General features: G+C 71.5%; 22 protein-coding genes. 9 read left to right on the top strand and 13 right to left on the bottom strand.

All coding sequences use genetic code 11. The features are described from left to right. Nucleotides 1-5 precede the first annotated feature (5 nt). The 4 genes from ABZT93_RS16490 to ABZT93_RS16475 all read left to right on the top strand — a co-directional run bounded on the left by ABZT93_RS16490 (nucleotide 6) and on the right by ABZT93_RS16475 (nucleotide 3,970). Complete coding sequence (locus tag ABZT93_RS16490; protein WP_356104683.1) at nucleotides 6-680, top strand: urease accessory UreF family protein; 675 nt, start codon at nucleotides 6-8, stop codon at nucleotides 678-680. A 106-nt stretch (nucleotides 681-786) separates the two neighbouring features. Then, on the top strand, nucleotides 787-1,464 hold the full coding sequence (gene ureG, locus ABZT93_RS16485) for an urease accessory protein UreG (protein ID WP_356104680.1): 678 nt from the start codon (nucleotides 787-789) through the stop codon (nucleotides 1,462-1,464). Next, nucleotides 1,452-2,228, top strand: a complete 777-nt coding sequence (locus ABZT93_RS16480) for an urease accessory protein UreD (RefSeq protein ID WP_356104677.1) — start codon at nucleotides 1,452-1,454, stop codon at nucleotides 2,226-2,228. The genes ureG and ABZT93_RS16480 overlap by 13 nt, the downstream gene beginning before the upstream one ends. 128 nt (nucleotides 2,229-2,356) lie before the next feature. Then, nucleotides 2,357-3,970: an alpha/beta hydrolase gene (locus ABZT93_RS16475; RefSeq protein ID WP_356104675.1), complete on the top strand. Its 1,614-nt coding sequence runs from the start codon at nucleotides 2,357-2,359 to the stop codon at nucleotides 3,968-3,970. A 45-nt stretch (nucleotides 3,971-4,015) separates the two neighbouring features. Here the strand turns inward: ABZT93_RS16475 and ABZT93_RS16470 are convergent, their stop codons facing one another. From ABZT93_RS16470 to ABZT93_RS16440, 7 genes are all read right to left on the bottom strand, one after another. Next, a complete protein-coding gene (locus ABZT93_RS16470; RefSeq protein ID WP_356104838.1) occupies nucleotides 4,016-5,038 on the bottom strand; it encodes an NAD(P)-dependent oxidoreductase in 1,023 nt (340 codons plus the stop codon). A 74-nt stretch (nucleotides 5,039-5,112) separates the two neighbouring features. Then, nucleotides 5,113-5,832, bottom strand: coding sequence for a lysophospholipid acyltransferase family protein (locus tag ABZT93_RS16465; RefSeq protein ID WP_356104673.1), 720 nt, complete (start codon nucleotides 5,830-5,832; stop codon nucleotides 5,113-5,115). A gap of 157 nt (nucleotides 5,833-5,989) precedes the next feature. After that, nucleotides 5,990-7,231 (bottom strand): SpoIIE family protein phosphatase, encoded by a 1,242-nt coding sequence (locus tag ABZT93_RS16460; protein ID WP_356104671.1) that lies wholly within the window; start codon nucleotides 7,229-7,231, stop codon nucleotides 5,990-5,992. Nucleotides 7,232-7,294: 63 nt separating this feature from the next. Beyond that, nucleotides 7,295-9,739: a SpoIIE family protein phosphatase gene (locus tag ABZT93_RS16455; RefSeq protein WP_356104669.1), complete on the bottom strand. Its 2,445-nt coding sequence runs from the start codon at nucleotides 9,737-9,739 to the stop codon at nucleotides 7,295-7,297. Between the two features lie 105 nt (nucleotides 9,740-9,844). Further along, nucleotides 9,845-11,065, bottom strand: coding sequence for an ornithine--oxo-acid transaminase (rocD, locus tag ABZT93_RS16450; RefSeq protein WP_356104666.1), 1,221 nt, complete (start codon nucleotides 11,063-11,065; stop codon nucleotides 9,845-9,847). Further along, nucleotides 11,062-11,874 (bottom strand): dimethylargininase, encoded by an 813-nt coding sequence (ddaH, locus tag ABZT93_RS16445; RefSeq protein ID WP_356104663.1) that lies wholly within the window; start codon nucleotides 11,872-11,874, stop codon nucleotides 11,062-11,064. The genes rocD and ddaH overlap by 4 nt, the downstream gene beginning before the upstream one ends. 154 nt (nucleotides 11,875-12,028) lie before the next feature. Continuing rightward, nucleotides 12,029-12,514 (bottom strand): Lrp/AsnC family transcriptional regulator, encoded by a 486-nt coding sequence (locus tag ABZT93_RS16440; RefSeq protein ID WP_356104661.1) that lies wholly within the window; start codon nucleotides 12,512-12,514, stop codon nucleotides 12,029-12,031. 77 nt (nucleotides 12,515-12,591) lie between these two features. Between ABZT93_RS16440 and ABZT93_RS16435 the strand changes: the two genes are divergently transcribed. From ABZT93_RS16435 to ABZT93_RS16420, 4 genes are read left to right on the top strand one after another with little or no spacing between them, the layout of a single operon-like run. After that, nucleotides 12,592-13,341 (top strand): LytTR family DNA-binding domain-containing protein, encoded by a 750-nt coding sequence (locus ABZT93_RS16435; RefSeq protein WP_356104658.1) that lies wholly within the window; start codon nucleotides 12,592-12,594, stop codon nucleotides 13,339-13,341. Between the two features lie 2 nt (nucleotides 13,342-13,343). Beyond that, a complete protein-coding gene (locus tag ABZT93_RS16430) occupies nucleotides 13,344-13,703 on the top strand; it encodes a hypothetical protein (protein WP_031051946.1) in 360 nt (119 codons plus the stop codon). Continuing rightward, nucleotides 13,700-15,412 carry a cation acetate symporter gene (locus tag ABZT93_RS16425; protein ID WP_356104655.1) on the top strand — a complete coding sequence of 571 codons (1,713 nt, stop codon included), beginning with the start codon at nucleotides 13,700-13,702 and terminating at the stop codon, nucleotides 15,410-15,412. Before ABZT93_RS16430 ends, ABZT93_RS16425 begins: the two co-directional genes overlap by 4 nt. Nucleotides 15,413-15,425: 13 nt before the next feature. Further along, entirely contained in the window at nucleotides 15,426-16,631 is a 1,206-nt protein-coding gene (locus tag ABZT93_RS16420; protein WP_356104653.1) for a histidine kinase, read from the top strand. A gap of 3 nt (nucleotides 16,632-16,634) precedes the next feature. On the opposite strand, the gene ABZT93_RS16415 is transcribed toward ABZT93_RS16420, so the two are convergent. The 3 genes from ABZT93_RS16415 to ABZT93_RS16405 are packed head-to-tail and all read right to left on the bottom strand — an operon-like array spanning nucleotide 16,635 to nucleotide 19,872. After that, entirely contained in the window at nucleotides 16,635-16,811 is a 177-nt protein-coding gene (locus tag ABZT93_RS16415) for a hypothetical protein (RefSeq protein WP_356104652.1), read from the bottom strand. A gap of 13 nt (nucleotides 16,812-16,824) precedes the next feature. Continuing rightward, a complete protein-coding gene (locus tag ABZT93_RS16410; protein WP_356104649.1) occupies nucleotides 16,825-18,654 on the bottom strand; it encodes a protein kinase in 1,830 nt (609 codons plus the stop codon). 27 nt (nucleotides 18,655-18,681) lie between these two features. Continuing rightward, nucleotides 18,682-19,872, bottom strand: a complete 1,191-nt coding sequence (locus ABZT93_RS16405; RefSeq protein WP_356104836.1) for a DUF6777 domain-containing protein — start codon at nucleotides 19,870-19,872, stop codon at nucleotides 18,682-18,684. On the opposite strand from ABZT93_RS16405, the gene ABZT93_RS16400 reads away from it, so the two are divergent. Beyond that, the gene (locus tag ABZT93_RS16400) at nucleotides 19,756-20,076 is read left to right on the top strand and encodes a hypothetical protein (protein WP_356104834.1); all 321 of its coding nucleotides are present in this window, start codon (nucleotides 19,756-19,758) and stop codon (nucleotides 20,074-20,076) included. The genes ABZT93_RS16405 and ABZT93_RS16400 overlap by 117 nt on opposite strands. A 115-nt stretch (nucleotides 20,077-20,191) precedes the next feature. Here the strand turns inward: ABZT93_RS16400 and ABZT93_RS16395 are convergent, their stop codons facing one another. The 3 genes from ABZT93_RS16395 to ABZT93_RS16385 form a co-directional block, all read right to left on the bottom strand. Then, nucleotides 20,192-21,142: a cytochrome c oxidase assembly protein gene (locus ABZT93_RS16395; protein WP_356104647.1), complete on the bottom strand. Its 951-nt coding sequence runs from the start codon at nucleotides 21,140-21,142 to the stop codon at nucleotides 20,192-20,194. Between the two features lie 115 nt (nucleotides 21,143-21,257). Next, nucleotides 21,258-22,283 carry a 6-phosphofructokinase gene (locus tag ABZT93_RS16390; RefSeq protein WP_356104645.1) on the bottom strand — a complete coding sequence of 342 codons (1,026 nt, stop codon included), beginning with the start codon at nucleotides 22,281-22,283 and terminating at the stop codon, nucleotides 21,258-21,260. A gap of 197 nt (nucleotides 22,284-22,480) precedes the next feature. Next, complete coding sequence (locus tag ABZT93_RS16385; RefSeq protein ID WP_356104643.1) at nucleotides 22,481-23,209, bottom strand: glutamine amidotransferase; 729 nt, start codon at nucleotides 23,207-23,209, stop codon at nucleotides 22,481-22,483. Between the last annotated feature and the right edge of the window lie 10 nt (nucleotides 23,210-23,219).

Genomic DNA, 23,219 nt, shown 5'->3' with positions numbered 1-23,219 from the left:
TTGTGATGTCACGGGCCGCACTTCTCGTCCTGGCCGACGGCCGGTTCCCCGCCGGAGGGCACGCGCACTCCGGCGGGGCGGAGGAAGCCGTCAAGGCGGGGCGCATCACCGGAGCGGAGAGCCTGGAGTCCTTCTGCCGCGGACGGCTGCTCACGACAGGCCTGGTGTCCTCGGCGCTGGCCGCAGCGGCCGTACTCGGTCTGGATCCACGGCAGTTGGACGAGGCGGCGGACGCCCGCACGCCGTCCCCCGCCCTGCGGGGCGCCGCCCGCAAACTGGGCCGCCAGCTGATGCGGGCCGCCCGGGCGACCTGGCCGTCCCCGGAACTCGACGCGCTGGCACGGCAGTTCCCCAAGGGAGCCCACCAGCCGGTGGTGCTGGGCCTGGCGGCACGCGCGGCGGGCCTGGAGCCCGTGGACGCCGCCTACTGCGCGGCGTACGAGAGCGTGAGCGGCCCGGCGAGCGCGACGGTCCGCCTGCTGAGCCTGGACCCCTTCGACGCGACAGCCGTACTGGCCCGGCTGACGCCGGAGTTGGACCGGGTCGCGGCTCAGGCGGTGGAGGCGGCGTGGAGAGCGGTCGAGGAGGGTGTCGACGCATTGCCGTCGGCGTCCGCTCCGTTGCTGGAGATCGGGGCGGAACTGCATGCGGCATGGCCAGTACGCCTGTTCGCATCGTAGCGAGCCGCAGGCCACCCACCGTCTTTGAGGGGCGCGGGGAACTGCGCGACCAGCCCCCCACACCCGCACCCGGCCACGAACCTTTGAACCCCTACAGGAGCCGCACATGCACCTCGACCACTCTCACGACGGCCCCACAGCGCTAAGTGCCGACGCCCACCGCAAAGACGGCTCCCGCAGAGCCCTGCGTATCGGCCTCGGCGGCCCCGTGGGCTCCGGCAAGACCGCCACCGTCGCCGCCCTCTGCCGAGCCCTGCGCGACGAGCTGTCCCTCGCCGTCGTCACCAACGACATCTACACCCGCGAGGACGCCGAGTTCCTGCTCAGGGAAGCCGTGCTGCCCCCCGAGCGGATCACCGCCGTGGAGACCGGCGCCTGCCCGCACACCGCGATCAGGGACGACATCTCCGCCAACCTGGAAGCGGTCGAGGACCTGGAGGACGAGGTCGGCCCCCTGGACCTGATCCTCGTGGAGAGCGGCGGCGACAATCTCACCGCCACCTTCTCCAAGGGCCTGGTGGACGCCCAGATCTTCGTCATCGACGTGGCCGGCGGAGACGACATCCCGCGCAAGGGCGGCCCCGGCGTCACCACCGCCGACCTGCTCATCGTCAACAAGACCGACCTGGCCCCGTACGTCGGCTCCGACCTCGCGCGGATGGCCGCCGACGCCAAGGCCCAGCGCGCCGAACTCCCCGTCGTCTTCCAGTCCCTCCGCAGCGAGGCCGGCGTCACCGCCGTCGCCGAGTGGGTGCGGACGCGGCTCGCCGCGTGGACGGCGTGACCGCGGCCGTGACCGGCGTGCGGGCCACCGCCCGGATGGTCGCGCGCGACGACGGGCGCGGCGGCACGACCCTTCCCGTGCTGGAGAGCGACGGGCCGCTGGCGCTGCGGCGGACCCGCGGGAGCGGTGCGGAGACGCGGATCATGCTCGTCGGCGCGATGAGCGGGCCCCTCGGCGGGGACCACTTCACCGTGGCGGCCGACGTTCGCGAAGGCGCCCGGCTGCGTGTCGGATCGGCCGCCGCCACCATCGCCCTGCCGGGGCAGACCAAGGGCGAGGCCCGCTACGACGTACGGCTCACCGTCGCTGACGGAGGCGAACTGCGCTGGCTGCCCGAGCAGTTGATCTGCGCGGGCGGCAGCGACCTGTATGTCGGCACGCGGATCGACCTCGGGGCGTCGGCCCGGCTCGTGCTGCGGGAGGAGCAGGTCCTCGGGCGGGTGGGGGAGGAGCCCGGGCGGCTCACCAGCCGGCTCGTGCTGCGGGTCGCGGGACGGACCGTGCTCGATCAGGAGCTGGCCTGCGGTCCCGGGGCGCCGGGCGGCTGGGACGGTCCGGCCGTGCTCGCGGGGCACCGGGCGGTCGGCCAGCTCCTTGTCGTACGGCCGGAGTTCGCCGACGAGCCGGTGTCGGCGCAGGTGCTCGGCGAGGGCGCCGCCGTCGTGCCCCTCGCCGGACCCGCCGCGCTGGTCACCGCCGTGGCCCCGGACGCTCTGCTGTTGCGCCGGGTGCTGGACGCGGCGCTGGCGGCGCTGGACCCCTAGTCCGCCGAGCGAACAGGTTCTTCCGTTTATCGGATTGGCAAAGAACCCCAACAAACCCTGTGCACAGTCACTTCACAACCACGAGGATCCCCGTACGAATCGAAACGACGTACGGGGAGGGGTCCCTCTTGAGGGAGACGCGACCGAAGTGGCGCACGACGGCACTCGGTTCGGCCGGCGTGCTCATCACGGCCACACTGATATCCGGTGCCGTCGCGGCACCGGCGTCCGGCGCCAACACGTCCGACAGGACGGCCCGGCACGGACAGGACCGCGAGGCCGCGGGCGCCGCGATCGCCGCCGCCCGCGCCGCGAAGGCCGGCATCGACTGGGCGGACTGCCCCGCCGACTGGGGGATCGCGAAGCCGGTCCAGTGCGGCTGGGTCAGCGTGCCGCTGGACTACGCGAAGCCGAACGGCAAGCAGATCAAGCTCGCCGTCGACCACATCGGCAACACCGGCACCCAGGCGGAGCGCCAGGGCGCCCTCGTCTACAACCCGGGCGGACCGGGTGGCTCGGGCATGCGCTTCCCGCTCCGGGTCACGAACAAGAACCCGATCTGGGCCAACGTGGCCAAGGCCTACGACTTCGTGGGCTTCGACCCGCGCGGCGTCGGCCACTCGGCGCCCATCTCCTGCATGGACCCGCAGGAGTTCGTGAAGGCGCCCAAGATGGACCCGGTGCCGGACAGCGAGGCCGACAAGCGCGCCCAGCGCAAGCTGGCCCGTGAGTACGCCGAAGGCTGCGCCGAGCGCACCGGCAAGGCGATGCTCCAGCAGATGACCACGCCCAACACCGTGCGCGACCTGGACGTCATCCGCGCCGCGCTCGGCGAGAAGAAGCTCAACTACCTGGGCGTCTCCTACGGCACCTACATCGGCGCCGTCTACGGCACGATGTACCCGGGCCACGTGCGCCGCATGATCGTCGACAGCGTGGTCAACCCGTCGCGGGAGAAGATCTGGTACGAGGCCAACCTCGACCAGGACATCGCCTTCGAGGGCCGCTGGAAGGACTGGGAGGACTGGGTCGCCGCCAACGACGCCGCCTTCCACCTCGGCACCACCCGGGCCGCGGTCGAGGCCAAGTGGCTCGAACTGCGGGCCACCGCCAAGAAGAACCCCATCGGCGGGGTCGTGGGGCCGGCCGAGCTGATCGGCTTCTTCCAGAGCGCCCCGTACTACGACTCCTCGTGGGTGCCGGTCGCGACGGTGTTCAGCAAGTACTTCGCCGGTGACACCCAGGCGCTCGTCGACGCGGCCGCCCCGGACCTCACGGACACCGCGGGCAACATCTCCTCGGAGAACGGCAACGCCGTCTACACGGCCGTCGAGTGCACCGACGCCAAGTGGCCCACCAGCTGGAAGAAGTGGGACCGCGACAACACCGCGCTGCACAAGAAGTACCCGTTCATGACCTGGGCCAACGCCTGGCTGAACCTGCCCTGCGCCACCTGGCCGGTCAAGCAGCAGACCCCGGTGAACGTCAAAACCGGCAAGGGCCTTCCCGGCGTGCTGATCGTGCAGTCCGAGCGTGACGCGGCCACCCCGTACGACGGCGGCGTCGAACTGCACAAGCGCTTCAAGGGCTCCCGCCTGATCACCGAGAAGGACGCGGGCTCCCACGGTGTGACCGGCCTGGTCAACCCCTGCATCAACCCGCGGGTCGACGCCTACCTGCTCACCGGCAAGCTCGACACGGCCGACGTGACCTGCACCCCGCACGCCACGCCGAAGCCGTAGCACGTACCACGGGACAAGGCGGCCGGAGCCACCGGCCGCCTTTTCTCATGCCCCGAGCGAGCCGACGAACGCGTCCTCCGCCGCGTAGTCGAAGAGGTCCCCGTAGGTCTGGAACATCTTCGGGTACGCCTCCCGCCAGTCCCGTCCGGACAGGTGCTTCTCGATCCAGGCGACGGTCTCCGGCAGCCGGTCCGCGTACCGCACCACCGCCCGGTAGCCCAACTCCCGTTCGGCGGCGGACATGTCGCAGACGACCGGTACCGGCACCGACCACGGGGTGTCGCCCACGGTCGGCGACGGCGGCGGCCCGTCCAGCAGGACCGTCTCCGTTTCCACGCCCATCACGGCGTCGATCGCGGCGGCGATCTCCGCCACCGTCGGGGCGTCCGGATCCACGGCGTTCAGGGCCCGTGTGCCCGGCCGTGCGGCCGCCAGCCGGATCAGCTCCGCGATGTTGTGGACGCTCGCGGGGTGGAAACGGCTCCTGCCGCCGAAGGGGAGAACGCGCCGGGTCCGGCCGTCCAGGTTGCGCTTGACGAAGTAGAGCTCGCGCGGCGTGAGGCAGTGCGGTCCGTGGATCGCCCCGGCCCGCAGCAGCGTGGTGGGCAACCGCTCCCCGGCCGCGAGGAGTTCACGCTCGAGCCCGGCCTTGCGGGTGCTGTACGAGGTGTCCCCCGGGGTGACGGTCCGCTGGTCCTCGGTCAGGGGCACCGGGTACTCCGGGAAGCCGTCCGGTTCGCCCTGGGTGTCGAAGCCCCGGCCCTTGTCGTCCTCGTACACCGAGATGCTGGAGATCACCACGGCCGAGCCCACGCGGTCGGCCAGCGACACCAACTGCCGTGCGTGGGCGGGTCCGTAGGCGACCATGTCCACCAGGACCTCGCAGCCGTCGCCCACCGCGGCGGCCAGGGCGGCGTCGTCCGCCCGGTCGGCCCGCGCGGTACGCACCTGCGCGGGCCAGCTCTCGTCCCGTCCGCCGCCCCGGGACACGGCCGTCACCTCCCAGCCGTCCCCGGCCAGCGCGCCCACGGCCACCCGCCCGATCTGTCCCGTCGCTCCGACCACCACAGCATGTCGTGTCATGCGGCGACCGTACGGCGCTCGCGCCCGGTTCCTCCAGGGGGTTCTGCCGACGGCAGAGCTCAACTCAACGGCAGTCGCGGGAACTTGCGCTCCTTCGCCGCGGCAGCCTCCTCCGCCTTCACCACGGCCGCGTACTGGTCGACGTACTCCTGGTCGGACAGCTTCAGGATGGCGTACATGATCTCGTCGGTGATGGCCCGCAGGATCGCCTTCTCGTTCTCCATCCCGGCGTAGCGGGAGAAGTCCAGCGGCTTGCCGAAGCGGATCACCACGGGATGGACGTTGGGGATGACCTTGCCGGGCGGCTGGGCCTCGAAGGTGCCGATCATCGCGCACGGGATGACCGGGACCTGCGCCTTGAGAGCCATCACCGCGACCCCGACCTTGCCCTTGTAGAGGCGGCCGTCGTGGGAGCGGGTGCCCTCCGGGTAGATGCCGAGCAGTTCGTCCTTGCGCAGCACGCCGAGGCCCTCGCGGATGGCGGCCTGGCCCGCCTCCTTGCCGGACCGGTCGACCGGGATCTGCCCGGCGCTGCGGAAGAAGAACGCGGTCAGTCGGCCCTTGACGCCCGGGCCGGTGAAGTACTCGGCCTTCGCCAGGAAGGTGATGCGCCGCTTGAGCACCGCGGGCATCAGGAAGTGGTCGGAGAAGGACAGGTGATTTCCCGCGACGATGGCCGCACCCGACTCCGGGACGTGCTCCAGGCCCTCTATCCGGGGCCGGAAGACCAGTCTCAGCAACGGCCCCAACAGCACGTATTTGAGCAGGTAGTAGAACAAGAGGGGGCGCTCCTCGGTCGGGCGGACGGCTCAACTCCGCGTTCTGGCTGGTCAACCGGCGTGAGGCGGGGCTGTCAGTGTAGGCGCAGGGCGCGACGGCTGGAACAGGGCCGCGAAGCGGCCTACGGTGGCGACCGCGTCCGCCGCCCGACGGCTTTCACAGCCGCACGATGACCAGCGCCGTGTCGTCCGTGGCACCCCCGGGCGGGAGGAGCTCCAGGAGGACCGCGTCGGCGAGGGTCTCGGGGTCGTCCTCACGGTGCCGGGCGAGGGAGTCGGCGAGCCGGGCGAGTCCGGTGTCGATGTCCTCGCTGCGCCGCTCCACCAGGCCGTCGGTGTACAGGGCGAGGGTGGCGCCGCTGGTGAAGGTGGTCGCGGCCTGCGGCCGGCGCGTCGGGTCGGGGCGGGCGTCGAGCGGCGGGTCGGTCGCCTTGTCCAGGCACTCCACCCGGCCGTCGGGGTGCACCAGCATCGGCGGCGGGTGCCCTGCGCTGCTGTAGGTGAGGGTCCCGTGGTCGAGGTCGATGAAGGTGGTGACCGCGGTGGCGGACTCGGCGCCGTCGACGACATGGGCGTACCGGCCGAGCACGTCCAGGGCCTGGGCCGGGCCCTCGGCCACCCGGGAGGCGGCGCTCAGGGCGCTGCGCAGCTGGCCCATCACCCCGGCGGCCGCGAGACCGTGTCCCACCACGTCACCGACCGAGACGCCGACGCGGCGGCCGCCCACCAGGTCGACGATGTCGTACCAGTCCCCGCACACGTTCAGTGCGCCGACCGCGGGCCGGTAACGCACGGCGGCCCTGTGGTGCAGCGTCTGCCGGCAGGTGGGCAGCATGGCCTCCTGGAGGGCCAGCGCGACCTCCCGGTCGCGGGCGTGGGCCCGCCGCAAGCGCTCGTTGACCTCCTGGAGTTCACGGGCGCGGGTGTACAGCTCGGCCTCCAGGACGAGGTCCCGCCCTTCGCCTGGGCCGCGGGCCCGGATCAGCTCGGTGACCTCCTCGACCCGGTGCACGAGCAGCCGGACCTCGCCGTCCGTGCCGAGCACCGGGGCGTTGCAGGGGCTCCAGTAGCGCTCCTCCCACACCCCGGGCCGGCCCGGCACCTCGACGTCGTACCGCTGGAGGGCCATGGAGTCGCGCTCCCCGGTCTCCAGCACCCGGCGCAGGGAGGCGGCCAGATTGCGCATGCCGGTCGACGCGGGGTCGTTCGGATTGTCCGGGAAGACGTCGAAGAGATAGCGGCCCACGAGCTCCTCGCGCCGGCGCCCGGCCATGCGCAGGAACTCCTCGTTGACGTCCGCGTACACCAGGTCCGGCGTGAGCAGCGCGACCATGCCGGGCAGGGCCTGGAACACGGCTGCGTAGTCGATGGAGTCGGTGTCGCTGGATGGGTCGCTCATGGCTGCCGCCTCCCCGCCGGGATCGCACCATTTTCCCACGGTATGCGGGGTACGGGACCGGAGTCAGTCCGGCGGCTCCGTGAGGGACTGCTCGGCCCAGATGATCTTTCCCTCGGGCACGAACCGGGTGCCCCAGCGCCGGGCGAACTGGGAGACCAGCAGCAGCCCCCGGCCGCCCTCGTCGGTGGTGCGCGGGTGGCGCAGATGGGGCGCGGTGTCCCCGCTGTCGAACACCTCGCAGATGAGGGACCGCTCCCGGATCAGCCGGAGCCGGATCGGACCGACGGCGTGCCGGATGGCGTTGGTGACCAGTTCGCTGACCACCAGTTCCGTGGTGAAGGCGAACTCCTCCAGGCCCCACTCCGTCAGCTGCCGGGACGCCGTCTTGCGGGCCTCGGCGACCCGGGCCGGATCGACGGGCACGTCCCAGTCCGCGACCTGGTCGGGCCCCAGCAGCCGGGTGCGGGCCATGAGCAGCGCCACGTCGTCGTGCGGCCGGTCCGGGGCCAGGGCGTCGACCACCGCGCGGCAGCGCAGGTCGAGCGAGGGCGGCGCGGCCCTCTCCAGAGCCTGCCGCAGCCGGTTCCGGCCCGCGTCCACGGCCCACTCCTCGCCACGGGCGAGCAGCCCGTCGGTGTGCAGCGCCAGGGTGCTGCCCGTGGGCAGGGCCAGCTCGACCGACTCGAAGGGTGGACCGCCCATGCCGAGCGAGGGCCCCTGCGGAAGGTCCACGAAGGCGACCGTGCCGTCGGGCATGATCACGGCGGGCGCGGGATGCCCGGCGGTTGCCATCGTGCACTGCCCGTCGACCGGGTCGTAGACGACGTACACGCATCCCGAGCCCCGGGCGCTGTCGGTGTCCTCCGACTCCGGTCCCAAGCCCTCCTCACGTGCCGCCCTGGCGACCAGGTCGTCCAGGTGACCCAGCACCTCCTCGGGAGGCAGATCCAGCGCCGCCAGGGTTCGTACGGCGGTCCGCAACCGGCCCATCGCCGCGGCGGCGCCGATTCCGTGCCCGGGCGCCTCGCCGACCACGAGCGCGACCCGAGCACCGGAGAGCGGGATGAGGTCGTACCAGTCCCCGCCCAGGCCCGTCAGCTCGTCGGCGGGCCGGTAACAGGCGGTCACCTCCACGGCGTCCTGCTCGGGCAGCCGGTGCGGGAGAAGGCTGCGCTGGAGGACGAGCGCGGCCTCGCGTTCACGGGTGTAGCGCCAGGCGTTGTCCACACAGACGGCGGCCCTGGACACGAGATCCTCGGCCAGGTTCAGGTCGCCCTCGTCGAAGGGTTCCTGGCGGCGCCGGCGGAAGAAGGTGGTGACGCCCAGGGTGACGCCCCGCGCGCGGATCGGCACGACCATCGCGCTGTGCAGGCCCAGCTCCAGGAACGTGGCCTGCCGCCCGCCGGGTATGTCGGTCGCCCACTCCGCGGCCAGCGGGTCCAGCCGCTCCTCCCGCCAGGGCGTGCCCTCGGCCAGACACCGCAGCGGGGGTGACCCCGGCCGGTAGGCGGCCACTTCTCCGACCTCCACGACGGCCTCGGGGACGCCCTCGTTCACCGACTGCTGCCCGGCCCGCAGCAGCGTCACCTGTGCGGCGGGCTCCGCTCCTCGCAGCACCGGCTCCAGCAGGTCCACGGTGATGTAGTCGGCCAGTGCCGGTACGGCCACGTCGGCCAGTTCCTGCGCGGTGCGCCGGATGTCCAGGCTGCGGCCGATGTACTCGCCGGCCCGGTCGAGCAGGGCGAGCCGCTGCCGGGCCCGGTGCCGCTCGGTGATGTCGACGACCGTGTAGTAGACGCCCATCGGTCGGCCCCGGGCGTCGTCGAGCCGGGTGAACGACATCGTGTGCGCGGTCTCGCGGTGCGGGGCGGAGCGGACCTGCCCGACGTGCTCGTACTCCACGACCCGCTCGCCGGTCTCCAGCACGTGCCGCATCTGCGCCTCGATCGCCTCGGCGTCGAGCCCCGGCTGGATCTCCGCGAACCGCAGCCCCAACCGCCGTTGTGCCGGACCACTGCCGAACTGTTCCAGCGCGGGGTTGGACCACACACAGCGCAGATCCGTGTCCACGACCGCGATGCCGATGGGGGAGCGGGTGACCATCTGCTCCAGCATCTCGCGGCTCATGTCCCAGCCGGGTGCCTGCGCCATCTCGGACAGCAGGACCAGCCAGCGGGTGGAACCGTCGGAGTCGTCGGGATCGTCCGCCACCGTGATCCGGACCATCATCCGGATCGGTCGGCCGTGTTTGTGCCGAGCGGTCAGCAGCCCCGCCCAGCTCCCGTCGGCCCGGCAGCGTGCGGTGATCTCCGGCAGCCGACGGGCGTCCTCGGGGGTGAGCAGGGCCGCGACGCTTCGTCCTACGGCCTCGGAGGCGGCGTAGTCCAGCAGGCGCTCGGCGTCCCTGGTCCAGCCGGTCACCGTGCCGTGGGCGTCGAGCAGCAGGGGAGCGGCATCGGCCACGTCGAACCGGTGCCGGGTGGTGTCGTGCTCCTCCTGAGCGCCCACGGACGGCCTCTCTGTCGCTGAGAGTGGTCTATCACCTCTTCGCATCATCTTCACCCGGTAGGTCGGGAACGCACATCGACGCAGCCCCGCGCGCCGCTGTGTAGGTCAGCGCTTGAGTACCCCTTCCAGTACTCCCAGGGCCTCACGCAGTTCCTCCGCCGTGATCGTCAGCGGAGGCGCCAGCCTGATCGTCGAGCCGTGGGTGTCCTTGACCAGGATTCCCTCGTGCATCAGGAGCTTGCTGACCTCTCGGCCCGTGCCGATCCCCGGGTCGATGTCCACGCCTGCCCACAGGCCCCGCGCCCGGAAACCGACGACTCCCTTGCCGACCAGCCCGGTCAGACCGTCCCGCAGGAGTACGCCGAGCTCGGCCGCCCGGCGCTGGAACTCGCCCGTCTCCAGCAGTTCGACCACCGCCGTGCCCACCGCCGCCGCCAGCGGGTTGCCGCCGAAGGTCGAGCCGTGTTCGCCCGGGCGCAGCACACCGAGGACGTCACGGCGGGCGACCACCGCGGAGACCGGGACGATGCCGCCGCCCAGGGCCTTGCCCAGCAGCAGGACGTCCGGGACGACCCCCTCGTGCTCGACGGCCAGCGTGCGGCCCGTGCGGCCGAGCCCCGACTGGATCTCGTCCGCGACGAACAGGCAGCCCTTGCGACGGGTGAGCTCGCGGACGCCGGTCAGATAGCCCTCGTCCGGGATGACCACGCCCGCCTCGCCCTGGATGGGCTCCAGGAGCACCGCGGCCGTGGTCTCGTCGATCGCCGCTTCCAGGGCCGCCAGGTCGTTGTACGGCACGATCCGGAAGCCCGGGGTGAAGGGGCCGAAGCCCGACCTCGCCGTCTCGTCCGTGGAGAACGACACGATCGTCGTCGTACGGCCGTGGAAGTTCTCCGCCGCCACCACGATCGTCGCCCGGTCGGCGGGGACGCCCTTGACGTCGTACGCCCACTTGCGGGCCACCTTGATGCCGCTCTCCACCGCCTCCGCGCCGGTGTTCATCGGCAGCACCATGTCCAGGCCGGTCAGCTCGGCCAGGCGCTCCGCGAACTCGGCGAGCCGGTCGTTGTGGAAGGCCCGGGAGGTGAGGGTCAGGCGGTCCAGCTGCCGGTGGGCCGCCTCGATCAGCGCCGGGTGGCGGTGGCCGAAGTTCAGCGCGGAGTACCCGGCCAGCATGTCGAGGTAGCGGCGGCCCTCCACGTCCTCCACCCAGGTCCCCTCGGCCCGGGCGACGACCACGGGCAGCGGATGGTAGTTGTGCGCGAGGACCGGCTCCTCGGCGCGGATGAGATCGGCGGAGGAACGCGTGCCTACGGGTGCGGTCATGAGCGGATCTCCTGGGTGCAGCACTTGATGCCGCCGCCGGCCTTGTGGAGCTCGGACAGGTCGACGGGGACGGGGACATAGCCGTGGTCGTCGAGGCGCAGGGCGAGGGCCTCGGCCTGCGGGGCGATGAAGACGTGCCGGCCGTCGGACACGGAGTTCAGACCGAACGCCATCGCGTCGTCATGGGTCGCGAGCACCGCGTCCGGGTACAGCTGTGCGAGTACCTCGCGGCTGCCCGGCGAAAAGGCCTCCGGGTAATAGGCGATGTTGTTCTCGTCCAGGACGAACAGCGCGGTGTCCAGGTGGTAGAAGTGCGGGTCCACCAGCGTCAGGCTGATCACCGGGTGGCCGAAGAACTCCTGCACCTCGCGGTGCGCCTCCCGGGTCGTGCGGAACCCGGTGCCCGCCAGCACGTACCGGCCCGTCCAGACGAGATCACCCTCGCCCTCGCAGACCGCCTGGGGGCGCTGGACGTCGAAGCCCGCCTTCTTGAACCACAGGTCGTAGTGCGTGGACTCGGGGCGCCGCTCCGGCGCGTGGAAGAGGGAGCCGAAGACGCGGCCGCCGACGACGACCGCCGAGTTCGCGGCGAAGACCATGTCCGGGAGACCGGGGACCGGTTCCACGGCGTCGACGCTGTGACCGTGGGCCTCATAGGCGCGGATCAGTGTCCGCCACTGCTCCTGCGCGAGGTCCACATCCACATGGGTGTCGGGATGCATCCAGGGATTGATCGCGTACTGCACGGCGAAGTGTCTGGGTTCGCAGACGAGGAAACGCCGTCGGCGCGGCACACGGGAGTCGGACACAGAGGGGTTCCTCCGCTTCCTGCGGTGTGTACTGAGGGTTGACACCAAGGTAGGAAGTGACGGTCACGCACGACAAGCAACGACAATTGCGTGTCGGCGCAGGAACACTGCGTATTCGACGGACATGACGCATGACTGCTGCGTCCGCGGACGTTTATTCGGGAGCAGGCTGGGTCGCCCCCGCCTCGGGGCTTTCCGGGATGAGGTGGGACAGCACCATCACGCTGATCGTCTTCCGGATGAACGGCTCCACGCGGATGCGTTCCAGCACCTCCTCGAAGTGCTCCACGTCCCGCGCCCGCACATGCAGCAGGGCGTCCGCGCCGCCGGTCACCGTCATCGCCGCGGTGATCTCCGGATGGTTGCGGACCACCTCCGCGAGCCGCCGCGGCGGGGCCGCGCCCTCGCAGTACACCTCCACGTACGCCTCCGTGCGCCAGCCCAGCGCCGACGGCTCCACCGTGGCCGTGAACCCGGTGATCACCCCGGTCTCCCGCAGCCGGTCCACCCGCCGCTTCACCGCCGTGGAGGACAGCCCGATCGCCGAACCGATCTCCGCGAAGGAAGTCCTGGCGTTCGCCATCAGGGCGGTGATGATCTTCCGGTCGAGCTCGTCGAACGCGGGGGTCCTGCTGTTCATGTCGGCACTGTATCCAGCGGGGCGTCCGCATCTCCGCACGTGTCCAGTCGTACGAATTACTCCTAGACTCCGGGGTCATGCTGCGCGCCCTGGCTGTCGACGACGAACGCCCCTCGCTGGAGGAACTGCTCTACCTGCTGAACGCCGACCCCCGGATCGGCAGCGTGGAGGGCGCCGGTGACGCCACCGAGGCGCTGCGTCGCATCAACCGCGCGCTGGAGTCCGGGCCGCACGGGCCCGAGGCGATCGACGTCGTCTTCCTCGACATCAACATGCCCGGCCTCGACGGCCTCGACCTGGCCCGGCTGCTCACCGGCTTCGCCAAGCCGCCGCTCGTCGTGTTCGTCACCGCCCACGAGGACTTCGCCGTCCAGGCCTTCGACCTCAAGGCCGTCGACTACGTCCTCAAACCGGTCCGCAAGGAACGCCTCGCGGAGGCCGTCCGCCGCGCCGCCGAACGCCTCGACGCCGCCCCCCGCATCCCCGTGCACGAACCCGACCCCGACCACATACCCGTCGAACTCGGCGGAGTGACCCGGTTCATCGCCGTCGACGACATCACCCACGTCGAGGCCCAGGGCGACTACGCCCGGCTGCACACCGACCGGGGCAGCCACCTCGTACGGATCCCGCTGTCCACGCTGGAGGAGCGCTGGCGCTCCCGCGGTTTCGTCCGCATCCACCGCCGCCATCTCGTAGCCCTGCGCCACGTCGGCGAACTCCGCCTGGACGCGGGCACGGTGAGCGTCCTCGTCGGCGGCGAGGAACTCCAGGTCAGCCGCCGCCACACGCGCGAGCTGCGGGACCTGCTGATGAGGAGGCCGTAGCCATGCCTCAGGACCCGGTCGAGCGGCGCGTCGTCGTCACCGGCCCGCCCCGCCGCGGCCGCCCCGCCTCCGGCTACTACCGGCCCCGCACCGAGATCGACGAACAGACCACCCTCGGCCACACCTACGTCCGCTCCCTGATGCGCACCCAACTCCGGGCCGCCCTCGCGGTGTTCGCCTTCCTCGGACTGCTCATCGGCCCGCTCCCGCTGCTCTTCGCGGCCATGCCCGACGCCCACCGCCTCGAATGGGGCGTCCTCGGCTTCGGCCTGTACGTCCCGATGGTCCTGCTGGCCCGCTGGTACGTGCGCCGGGCCGAGCGCAACGAACGGGACTTCGTACGGCTGGTCGAGGACCGATGAACTCCAGCTACTCGGTACCGGCCGTCGCGCTGGTCGTCGTCGCCACCGTCCTCGTCGGCGCCTTCGGCCTGCGCATCTCCCGCACCACCTCCGACTTCTACGTCGCCTCGCGCACCGTCGGCCCCCGCCTCAACGCCGCCGCCATCAGCGGCGAGTACCTCTCCGCCGCCTCCTTCCTCGGCATCGCCGGGCTGGTCCTCGTCCAGGGCCCCGACATGCTCTGGTACCCGGTCGGCTACACGGCCGGCTATCTCGTCCTGCTCCTCTTCGTCGCCGCCCCGCTGCGCCGCTCCGGCGCCTACACCCTCCCCGACTTCGCCGAGGCCCGGCTCGCCTCGCAGGCCGTCAGGCGGCTCGCGGGCGCCTTCGTCGTCGGCGTCGGCTGGCTCTACCTGCTGCCCCAACTCCAGGGCGCCGGGCTGACGTTGACGGTCCTCACCGGGGCACCCCAGTGGCTCGGCGGAGTGATCGTCGCCGCCGTCGTCGTCGCTACCGTCGCCGCGGGCGGCATGCGCAGCATCACCTTCGTGCAGGCCTTCCAGTACTGGCTCAAACTCACCGCCCTGCTCGTCCCCGCCCTCTTCCTCATCCTCGCCTGGCAGGGCGACGGTGCCCCCAGCCACGCCTTCGACGAACCGGCCACCTTCCGCGAACAACGCGTCGTCCGCGTCGACTCCACCCTCGACCTCAAGCTGGAGCGCCCCCTGACCGTCACCGTCACCGGCACGGTCGACGGCCGCACACACGACGACCAGAAGTTCGAACTCTCCGTCGGCACCCACCACATCGAACGGGGCACCCGCCTCACCTTCACCAAGGGCACCACCGTCCCCGCCGCCGACCGCGGCACCAGCGACGGCATGTCGACCTCCCTGGCCGCGGGCCGCGAGGAACGGCCCCTGTACGCCACGTACGGACTGATCCTCGCCACCTTCCTCGGCACCATGGGCCTGCCGCACGTCGTCGTCCGCTTCTACACCAGCCCGCACGGCGTCGCCGCCCGCCGCACCACGGTCGCCGTCCTCGGCCTGATCGGCTGCTTCTACCTCCTGCCCCCGGTCTACGGCGCCCTCGGCCGCCTGTACGCCCCCGAACTCACCCTCACCGGCGACGCCGACGCGGCCGTCCTCCTGCTCCCGGAGCGCATGATCGGCGGCCTCGGCGGCGACCTGCTGGGCGCGCTGGTGGCGGGCGGCGCCTTCGCCGCGTTCCTGTCCACGGCCTCCGGGCTCACCATGGCCGTAGCGGGCGTGCTCACCCAGGACGTCCTGCCCTCGCGCGGCGTACGGCACTTCCGGCTCGGCACGGTCCTCGCGATGTGCGCCCCGCTCGCCGCGAGCGTCCTGGTCGGCGGACTGCCCGTCGCCGACGCGGTCGGGCTCGCCTTCGCCGTCTCCGCGTCCTCCTTCTGCCCGCTGCTCGTGCTCGGCATCTGGTGGCGGCGGCTGACCCCGCCCGGCGCCGCCGCGGGCATGCTGGTCGGCGGCGGCTCCGCCTTCCTGGCCGTGGCCGCGACCATGGCGGGACTCCCGGCGACAGGAACCCTGCACTCCCTGCTCGCCTGGCCCGCGCTCTGGTCGGTGCCGCTCGGCTTCCTCACCATGGTGCTGGTGTCCCTGGCCACCGCGGGCCGGGTACCCGCGGGCACGGCGGCGATCCTGGCCCGCTTCCATCTGCCGGAGGAGCTGTGGGCGGAGGTAAAGGCATGAGGCGGGTGACGGCATGAGCGGATTCCTGGCCGGCCTGTGCGTGGCGATCCTCCCGCTGCTGGCCGCCGGCTTCTGGCTGGGCCGGCGCACGGCCCGCCCGCAGACCCTGGGCGGCCTCGGCACCCCCGTCGAACACGCCACCTTCGAGACCCTGCACACCGCCTCCCTGGCGGCGCCCCCGCTGCGGGCCGGGCTGACGGAGGAGACCGCCCGCAAGTCGGCCCGCAGACTGCGCTCGCTGCTCGGCACGGACGCGCTGTGCCTCACCGACCGGAAGCAGGTCCTGGTCTGGGACGGTGTGGGCAGCCATCACCGCACCGAGATCATGGAACGCCTCGCGGGCCCCCTGGAGACCGGCCGCGGCGAGGCCTTCCCGCTCACCTGCGACGCCCCCGACTGCCCGGTCCGCTGGGCGATGGTCGCCCCGCTGACCGTCGACGACCGTGTCCACGGCGCCCTGGTCGCCTGCGCGCCGCGCGAGTCCGCGGTCCTGGTCCGCGCTGCCGGGGAGGTCGCCCGCTGGGTCAGCGTCCAGCTGGAACTGGCCGACCTCGACCAGTCCCGCACCCGGCTGATCGAGGCCGAGATCAAGGCACTTCGGGCCCAGATCTCCCCGCACTTCATCTTCAACTCGCTCGCGGTGATCGCCTCGTTCGTCCGCACCGACCCCGAGCGCGCCCGCGAACTGCTCCTCGAGTTCGCCGACTTCACCCGCTACTCGTTCCGCAGGCACGGCGACTTCACCACCCTCGCCGACGAACTCCACGCCATCGACCACTACTTGGCGCTCGTCAGGGCACGCTTCGGCGACCGCCTCTCCGTCACCCTCCAGATCGCCCCGGAGGTACTGCCGGTCACCCTGCCGTTCCTGTGCCTTCAGCCCCTGGTCGAGAACGCCATCAAGCACGGTCTGGAGGGCAAGACCGAGAAATGCCGGCTCCAGATCACCGCCCAGGACGCGGGCGCCGAGGCCCTCGTCGTCATCGAGGACGACGGCGCCGGCATGGACCCGGTCCTGCTCCGCCGTATCCTCGCGGGCGAGGTCAGCCCCTCGGGCGGTATCGGCCTGTCCAACGTCGACGACCGGCTCCGCCAGGTGTACGGGGACTCCTACGGCCTCGTCATCGAGACCGCCGTCGGCGCGGGCATGAAGATCACCGCCCGGCTGCCCAAGTACCAGCCGGGCGTGCACTCGGCGGGCCGTCTCACGGACGGCTGAACGTCAGGTGCTGCGGGTGGCCACCATGCCGAGAGTGATCAGGCCCAGCACGACCCAGCCGAACCACAGCCAGCCGTTGCTGCCGAGCGCCACCGTGTAGGCGGTCACCGCGACGAGAGCGCCGACGGTGAGCACCCCCATCGTCCGGGTCGAGCCATCCGTGGAACCGGTACCGGGCATCGCAACACCCTCCTCAGGATTCGTCCCCCTCCATGGTGCCCCCGTTCTGCCTGCGTACGGTGCACACGACAAAATGTGTGCCGTTCTTCCAGGGCCCCTCACTGGTCCAGGAGCCCGCCGTGTACACGGACGGATCGAAGCCGTAGTCGCCCGGCGGCACGTCCCGCGCGCACGCCGTGTCCGACTCGGTCCGCGCCTCGGACAGTGTGACGTCGGGGGCCAGTCGGGTGAATCCGAGCACCTGCTCGTCGTAGGAGCCCTGGCAGGAGACCAGCCGGGCGTCCCGGTTGGTGCGCACGTCCAGACAGTCCCGTCGCTGCATGGTCGCCGTGTCCGCGAACCCCGAGCCCATCCTGCGACGGCTGCCGACCGGCCCGTACAGCGGCCCGTTCCCGCCCAGCACCAGACACGCGGTACGCCGTCCCGCGGCCACGAATCCGCCCTCGGTCGGTACGACGGCCTCGCTGCGGACGTCCGCCAGCCGGCCCCGGATCTCCCGGGTCCGCTTCTCGCACCGCGCCGCCCCCGTCCGCCGTGCCTCGTCCGCCGAGGCGGCCGCGACGAAGGCCGTCACCTGGCCGTCCGGGGCTGTGCCGCACGTGGGGTCCAGCCGCAGCCGGGGCGTCCCCCGGAACCGCTCCGAACCCGGCCAGTCGGCGATCAGGCAGTCGCCGTCCCGCAGCGGTTTCGTGAGCCCGACCGTCTCCCCGTACGGCTGCCGCGCGCCCTGCGGTCCGCCCCCGTCCGAGGACCGGTCGGCCATGGCGTACCACACACCGCCCAGGGCCAGGAGCAGCCCGAGACCACAGGCGAGAACGGCCCGCAGGGCGTGCGAGCGCTCCCGCCGATGGCCACCCTGAGCCGGAAGCGCCTCGGGGGGCGGCCGGTGTCCGTCCGGAGGCGGCGGCGCCTGTACAGCCGCCCAGGGCGGCTGGGAACCGAGGTCGCTCTGCGTCCGGACGTACGGCTCGGCCTCGGGCGTCACGATCCGCGACAGCGCGGCCTCCGCCTCCGCCGCCGACAGCCGCTGCCCGGGGTCCTTGGCGAGCAGCGCCCGGAGTACGGGGCCCAGCGCACCGGCGCGCACGGCGGGCCGCGGCTCCTCCATGACCACCGCGGTCACCTCGGCGAGATGCGACTCCCGTTCGAAGGGACCCACGCCCTCCACCGCGTGGTACAGCGTGCAGCCGAGGGAGAATAGGTCGGCGGCCGGGGTGGGCGTGCCGCCCGTGGCCCGCTCCGGCGCCAGATAGCCCGCCGTGCCCACCAGCACCGACGCCAGCGTGTACCGGGTCTCCCCGGCGTCCGGCTGCAGGGAGATGCCGTAGTCGGTGAGCAGGACGCGTCCGTACGGCGATCCCGAGCGGTCCGGCGCCAGCAGGATGTTCGCCGGCTTCACGTCCCGGTGCAGCACACCCCGCTGGTGCCCGGCGGTCAGCGCGTCGAGCACGGCGAGGCCGACGCGGGCGCACTCCGCCGGGGCGAGCGGTCCGCGGGTCTCGACCAGGTCGCGCAGGTCCACGGCGTCCGCGACGTACTCCATGACGATCCACGGCAGCCCCTCGTGCTCCAGCACGTCGTGCACGGTCACCACGTGCGGGTGGCCGCGCAGCCCCGCCGCGTGCCGGGCTTCCGCGCGAGCCCGCGCCACCCGGGCCTCCCGCTCATGCCCTGCCTCCACCGCGTCACGGAACACGATCTCCTTGAGCGCGACCTCGCAGGCGAGTCTCTGGTCGTGGGCGAGCCAGACATGGCCCATGCCGCCGCTGCCGAGCGGGTTCAGCAGCAGATACCGGCCGGCGATGACCCGGCCCACTCCCGACGTCGGTGATCCTGAAGGCATCCGGTGCCCCTCCGGTTCTGCGGGACGCTAGGTGGCGACGGCGCTGCTCGGCCCGTCGGTGGCGGGCTCACTGGTCGCGGGCCGGCCGGTCGGGGGCTCGCTGGTGGCCGGCTGTGAGGTGGCGGGCCGCGTGGTCGCGGGCTCGCTGGTCGCCGGCCGGTTCGTGACGGGCGCGCTGGTCGTCGTCGGTGGCGAAGCGGGCGCACTGCTGGTCACCGGGGCGCTGGTCGGGGGCGATCCGGTCGAGGGCGGCGGGCTCGGCCGACTGCTCGACTTCTCGGGCGACGGTGAGCGGGGAGCCGTACTCGACGGCGGCGGTGACGACGACGGCGGCTTCGAAGCGGACACCCCGGGCCGCCCGCTGGAAGAACCCGATGAACCCGATGAACCCGATGAACCCGATGAACCCGATGAACCCGACGAACCCGATGATCCCGACGAACCCGATGCTTCGGAAGGCGGCGGTGCCTTCGAGGACGGCGGCGGGGGAGTGGTGGTCGGCCCGGTCCCCCCGCCGGAGGCACTCGTGCCGCCCTCGGCCACGGTCAGCATCACGTACCGTCCGAACGGCACCTCCGTCCCCGCGGGTGGATCGGTCGCCGTGACCTTCGCGTCCCCGGAAGGCGCGTCCTGACCGGCGTACCCGGCCGCCAGCCCGGCGTCGACCAGCTCCCGGTCGGCCTGGGCGAAAGTCGTCCCCGCCAGGTCCGGCACCCTGCCTCGCTTCCTCGCGTCGAAGGCGGTGTCCTTCGCGCCGGTGGTGCCGACCGGGCGGTTGATGCCACGGGCGGGCTCCTGGACGTCGACGAGAGCGACCCGTTCCAGTTTCCGCGGCGCCGGTTTCACGGCCACCACGGACTCACGTTCGTATCCCGCCCACTTCTTGTTGCCGTCCTCGAACCGGACGGAAATCCGGCTGGTGTCACCCTTGAAGGGCCGCAGTGGATTTCCACACGAGCACTTCACAGCCGGAAGCCCTTGTTCATCCACGAGAATCGCGATTCCCGCCTGGAGCAAGGAGTTGTACGGGACGGCCTTTTCCTTTTTGTAGTCGTGGTTCACGACGAGAGTGTCGTGACGCAACAGAACCGGTGTGAGCCGATCGAGATATTCCGGTATCTCGTCCGTGCCGATGTCCAGCACGCCTGCCCATGCCTGTGCCTTGGCGTGATTCCTGGGGTCGGTGAGGAATCGTTCGAGTCGTGCGACGTCACAGATGGTCGGCTTCTTGCTGCCGCCGTACAGACCGGGTGTGTCCCCCTGCTGAAGACTTCCTCGTACGGGCTGCGCCCGCACGGTGGCGGCGTCCTCGCCCAGTCCGCTGTTCTCCTCGAAGAACGGCGCGAGCGAGGGCACGCCGACGGCGACCGCCTTGACCACCGTCAGTGGATTTCCCTTCTCACAACCGCTCAGCAGCAGTGAGAAAATCGCCAGTACGGCGATCCTGTGCATAAATGCGCGAAGTGTCATGACCGCTCCCCCTGGCGGTTCCCCCAACGCGCTTCATGCTACTGAATGCTTCGGAAAGGCGAAGCCTTTAACGCTCGTGGGTGCTCAATGAGGCCAAATATGCGTTGTACGCCTCGAGTTCCTTGTCGCCGTCCCGGTCCGCGGCCCGGTCGCTGCGCTTGGCCTGTCGCTGTTCGGAGCCGTACCACTGGAACAGCAGGGCGATCAGGACCAGTACGGAGGGGATCTCGCTGAACGCCCAGGCGATACCGCCGGCGTAGTTCTGGTCGGAGAGCGCGTCGATGCCGAGCGAGGCGGGCGGATGCTTGAACGTCTCCACCATGGGCTCCGACGCCATCATCAGCGCGATGCCGAAGAACGCATGGAACGGCATCCCGGCGAACAGCTCCAGCATCCGCATCAGATACCCGGGCCGGTGCGGCCCCGGGTCGACGCCGATGATCGGCCAGAAGAAGACGACGCCTACGGCGAGGAAGTGCACCATCATCGCGACGTGCCCGGTCTTCGACCCCATCAGGAAGTCGAAGATCGGCGTGAAGTAGAGGCCGTACAGGCTCGCGATGAACAGCGGAATGGTGAACGCCGGATGCGTGATGATCCGCATGTACCGGCTGTGCAACAGCGCGAGCAGCAGCTCACGGGGCCCCTTGCGCCCCTTGCCCGCGACGGGCACCGCCCGAAGGGCCAGAGTGACCGGGGCGCCGAGCAGGATGAGGATCGGCGACAGCATGCTGATCACCATGTGCTGCACCATGTGCACGCTGAACATGACCATGCCGTAGTCGTTCAGCCTCGTGCACATCATCAGCCCGATGGTCAGCACACCGGCCACGTAGGAGACGGTCCGCCCCACGGACCACGCGTCCCCCCGCCGCCGCAGCCGCACGACTCCCCAGGCGTAGAGGCCGAGCGCGAGGAGGCAGGCGACGAGGAAGAAGGGGTCGGCCGACCACTGCAGCCCTCGGCCCAGCGTGAACGGCGGCAGATCGTGCGTCATGCCGTGCCCGCTGTGGTCCATCGCGGCGGCTCCTGATTCGTGGGGGTTGTACGAGTCTGTCCGCCACACAGACTAGAACCGCCCCCGGCCGCGGCTGCGACCGGGGGGCGGACTCCTCACTGCCGTACGACCTGATCTAGAGCACGCACTCCGCTTCCGCGTACCGGTCCTCCGGCACCGTCTTCAACGTCTCCACGGCCTCCGCCAGCGGCACCATCACGATGTCGGTCCCCCGCAGAGCGGTCATGTGACCGAACTCCCCACGGTGCACGGCCTCCACCGCGTGCCAGCCGAACCGGGTGGCGAGCACCCGGTCGTACGCGGTCGGCGTACCGCCGCGCTGCACATGCCCGAGGATGACCGGCCGGGCTTCCTTCCCCAGCCGCTCCTCCAGCTCGATCGACAGCTGGCGGGCGATCCCGGCGAAGCGCTCGTGCCCGTAGATGTCCTTGGCGCCCTCGTCGAAGTCCATGGAACCGGGCGCCGGCTTGGCCCCTTCGGCCGCGACGACGATCGCGAACCGCTTCCCCGCCGCGAAGCGCTCCCCGACCCGCCGGGCCAGCTCCTCGATGTCGAAGGGCCGCTCGGGCACGACGATGGCGTGGGCGCCCGCCGCCATCCCGGAGTGCAGCGCTATCCACCCGGTGTGCCGTCCCATGACCTCGACGACGAGCACCCGCTGGTGGGACTCGGCGGTGGTCTTGAGCCGGTCGAGCGCCTCGGTCGCGACCCCGACGGCCGTGTCGAACCCGAAGGTGACGTCCGTGACCGCGATGTCGTTGTCGATCGTCTTCGGCACGCCCACGATCGGCAGACCGGCGTCCGACATCAGCCGGGCCGCCTTGAGCGTGCCCTCACCGCCGATGGGAATGATCGCGTCGAGTCCGAGCTCCTCGACATGTCCCTTGGCCCGCTCCACGCCGTCCCGCAGATGGGAGGGCTGGACCCGGGAGGAGCCGAGGATCGTGCCGCCGCGGGCCAGGATGCCGTTCACCGCGTCGAGGTCGAGCTTGAGGTAGTCGCATTCCAGGAGGCCCTTCCAGCCGTCCCGGAAGCCGATGACCTCGTCGCCGTGGTCGGCGACGGCACGGTGCACGACGGACCGGATGACGGCGTTCAGGCCGGGGCAGTCGCCGCCGGACGTGAGGACACCAATGCGCATAGCCGCGGGAACCTTCTCAGCGAGTGAACGTGGCACGGGTCCGGACCACGCTGTCCGGCTCGAACCCCGCCACCCTAGCGGCAGGAGGGGGCGGGGCCGAAGCACGCGTCCGCCTACTGGACGAGTCCGCTCACCTGTGCGGACACCTCGTCAGACGGGCCGGTGACAGCCGGCTGGAATCGAGGTGGACGCTCTGCTCAGGCGGGCTGCTGCGCGGCCGCGATGCGTTCGTTGCGCAGGGCCTCGTACCAGCGGTCGTCGGTCGGCGGCAGCGCGTTCACGTCGAGGGCCAGCTTCAGCAGCAGGTCCGCGATCAGCGGGTTGCGCGCGAGCACGGGTCCGTGCATGTACGTGCCGAAGACCGTGTCGTTGTACGCCCCCTCCGTGCCGTCCCCGGTGCCGTTGCCGTTGCCCAGCTTGACGTTGGCGAACGGGCGGGCGGTGGGGCCGAGGTGGGTGACGCCCTGGTGGTTCTCGAAGCCGGTCAGCGGGGGCAGGCCTAGGCGCGGGTCGATGTCGGCGAGCACGTCACCGACACAGCGCGCGCCCTCGCCGCGCACGGAGACCACGTCGAGCAGGCCGAGGCCGGGCTCGCGCTGGCCGAGGTCGTTGATGAACTCGTGGCCGAGGATCTGGTAGCCGGCACACACCGAGAAGACGATCGCGCCGTTGCCCACGGCCCGGTGCAGACCGCCGTCCCGGCGCAGCCGCTCGGCCGCCAGCCGCTGGGGCCGGTCCTCGCCGCCGCCGATCAGGTAGATGTCGCCGGAGGTCGGGATCGCCTGATCGCTGCGCACGTCCAGGCGGGCCACGTCGAGGCCGCGCTGGCGGGCCCGGCGCTCGATGACGAGGGCGTTGCCCTGGTCCCCGTAGGTGCTGAGCAGGTCGGGGTAGATCCAGACGATCCGCAGTTGGTTGTCGCTCACAAAAGTCCCC

Origin of the sequence: Streptomyces sp. NPDC005303 (assembly GCF_040607335.1) — a bacterium.
GTDB lineage: Bacteria > Actinomycetota > Actinomycetes > Streptomycetales > Streptomycetaceae > Streptomyces.
This window is presented reverse-complemented; position numbering and strand designations above follow the sequence as displayed.